Here is a 2,253-nt window from a genome sequence, read left to right on the forward strand (position 1 = left end):
GGTGTAAGTCTTGTGTTTCTTGCTCATGGTAAACTCCTGATGAGTGTGTTTAGTTTACCAAGTTAAAACCTCCTGTTTTTTCAGCACACATCATGAAATACTGTCAATCTATTTCAGGACGAGACATTTTGAGATATTCCGCCAATAAAATTGATTGTTTTTCAATCAAATTAAAACTTTCTTCAATGTTGTCAGCCTTCCCGGGGCAGAAAATATCCCCAATTTCTGCGGATAAAATTTAGGCTATTTTGTACGTTATGGCTTACGTAAATTCCGGTTCTTTGCTGCTATCCGGAAGACGAGAATGTTCCTATGATGAAGTCATACAGGAACAGGATGTTCCGGAACAGAAAACAACAACGATAAGTTCTAACACGAGGATTGTGAGGTAGAATATCCCCTACCAAAGATCGCACAGTAAAAAACCCTGACAGGATGTCGGGGTTTTTTATTGTCTGTATTTTTATAAAGTTTTTGATTAAAAATTTGTGTATAGTTTTACTGAACGATTTACTGTATATTAAAACTATACAAAGGATGATTTTTTGTGATTGTAGATTTTAATCATAAAGGGCTGGAAAAGTTTTTTAAAACCAGTTCTACAGTAGGGATTCAGTCAGCTCATTCAACCAAGTTAAAGCGACAATTAACCGCTCTGAATGAAGCACAAAGCATTGATGAGATGAATTTCCCTGGATGGAAGCTTCATCCATTGAAAGGAAAGTTAAAAGATCATTGGGCTATTACAGTCAATGCAAACTGGCGCATGACCTTTGTTTTTAAAGATGGTAATGCTTATATCGTAGACTATCAGGACTACCATTGAGGTGAATATGATGATGAATAATCCAGCTCATGCAGGTGAGTTAGTATCAGAATGGTTAGATGGCTTAAAAGAAGAAGGGCAAGCGATTACGATTACTGAACTTGCTGAACGTATCCAAGTAACACGTCCATTACTTTCTCGAATTATTAATGGCAAAGCACCAGTAACAGCCGATGTAGCCTTACGTTTGCACGATGCTTTAGGTATTAGTGCTGATTTACTCATGCGCGTTCAATCAAAGTACTCTCTTTGGATCGAATCGCAGAAACAACGTCCACAAATTCAGCCATTTTTTGCGAGTTTTTAGTGGGTTGCCCCACTGATGTGTGCTGAGAAAACAGGAGGTTTTAACTTGGTAAACTATAGACACTCATCAGGAGTTTACCATGAGCAAGAAACAGAAGACTTACACCGCAGAATTTAAAGTTGAAGCAATAAAATTGATTGAAGCCAATCAAGGCAATGTATCGGAAACAGCCAGACAACTTGGCATTTCAATGCAAACTCTTTCAAATTGGAATAATAAAGCAAAGACTGGCACCTTAGCAGGCACTAAACAATATTCACCTGATCTAAATGCCTTACTCGAAGAAAATAAAAAGCTCAAACAACAGCTCAAAACAGCTGAAATGGAACGTGAATTTCTAAAAAAGGCAGCAGCGTACTTTGCGAAAGAAAGTCAGTAAGGTACGCCTATATGAAACAGCAAAGACATTTATTCCCGATTAGCTTTATGGCTAGATTACTTCACGTTTCAGTGTCACGATTTTATGATTGGCTAAAACGAGGCATGAATAAAAGATTGGTTCAGCGAAATCAACAGACAATTTTGGTCAAAATAGCTCATGAGGAAACTAAACAAAGCTATGGCTATATTCGATTAACTAAGCATTTACAAGCGCAAGGTATCAAAATCAGTACGTATGCTGTACGTCAAATAAAAAAGCTCAACCAGCTGTATTGTAAGCGTCATAAGCGTTTCAAAAGAACTACGAAGAGTGATCATAATCGAGCGATCTACGCAAATTTACTAGAGCAACAGTTTTCAATGACTAAGCCCAATCTGATGTGTGCTGAAAAAACAGGAGGTTTTAACTTGGTAAACTAAACACACTCATCAGGAGTTTACCATGAGCAAGAAACACAAGACTTACACCACAGAATGGCTTTGTTGCACAAAGATTTGAAATGCAAAGCGCCCCTAATTGAGCCAAATTTAAGGCGTAACTTGGGTAAGTGGTCGACCTAATTCCGTAAATCTGTTAAGAACTGCTACACGTGCATGGATCTCATTCACTTGGCTATCAAAACTCCTTGCACTGAGTTTATCTCCTAATAATTTGATGCAATGCATCTTAGTTTCAACCAAACTTCGCCGATGATAGCCTGACCATTTTTTCCATAGTGTCCTGCCTAAACGTTTAATT

The 2,253-nt window shown here is 37.8% G+C and carries 2 protein-coding genes and 2 pseudogenes; 3 read left to right on the forward strand and 1 reads right to left on the reverse strand.

Annotated elements, in window-relative coordinates; translation table 11 throughout:
* Positions 1-547: 547 nt before the first annotated feature.
* The 3 genes and pseudogenes from AVJ19_RS20975 to AVJ19_RS20985 all read left to right on the forward strand — a co-directional run.
* Positions 548-826 (forward strand): type II toxin-antitoxin system RelE/ParE family toxin, encoded by a 279-nt coding sequence (locus AVJ19_RS20975; protein WP_111861416.1) that lies wholly within the window; start codon positions 548-550, stop codon positions 824-826.
* 13 nt (positions 827-839) lie between these two features.
* Positions 840-1,133, forward strand: coding sequence for a HigA family addiction module antitoxin (locus AVJ19_RS20980; RefSeq protein ID WP_081406243.1), 294 nt, complete (start codon positions 840-842; stop codon positions 1,131-1,133).
* Positions 1,134-1,212: 79 nt separating this feature from the next.
* Positions 1,213-1,892: pseudogene (locus tag AVJ19_RS20985) on the forward strand (IS3-like element ISAba21 family transposase); the annotation flags it as partial.
* 150 nt (positions 1,893-2,042) lie between these two features.
* On the opposite strand, the pseudogene AVJ19_RS20990 reads toward AVJ19_RS20985, so the two are convergent.
* Positions 2,043-2,253: pseudogene (locus AVJ19_RS20990) on the reverse strand (IS5/IS1182 family transposase); the annotation flags it as partial.

The sequence above is a fragment of the Acinetobacter sp. CFCC 10889 genome (genome assembly GCF_003268395.1).
Taxonomy (GTDB): Bacteria; Pseudomonadota; Gammaproteobacteria; order Pseudomonadales; family Moraxellaceae; genus Acinetobacter.

Bases quoted from the DNA above. Each gene is read 5' to 3' on its own strand.
- AVJ19_RS20980 (WP_081406243.1), top strand. From the start codon at position 840: ATGAATAATCCAGCTCATGCAGGTGAGTTAGTATCAGAATGGTTAGAT.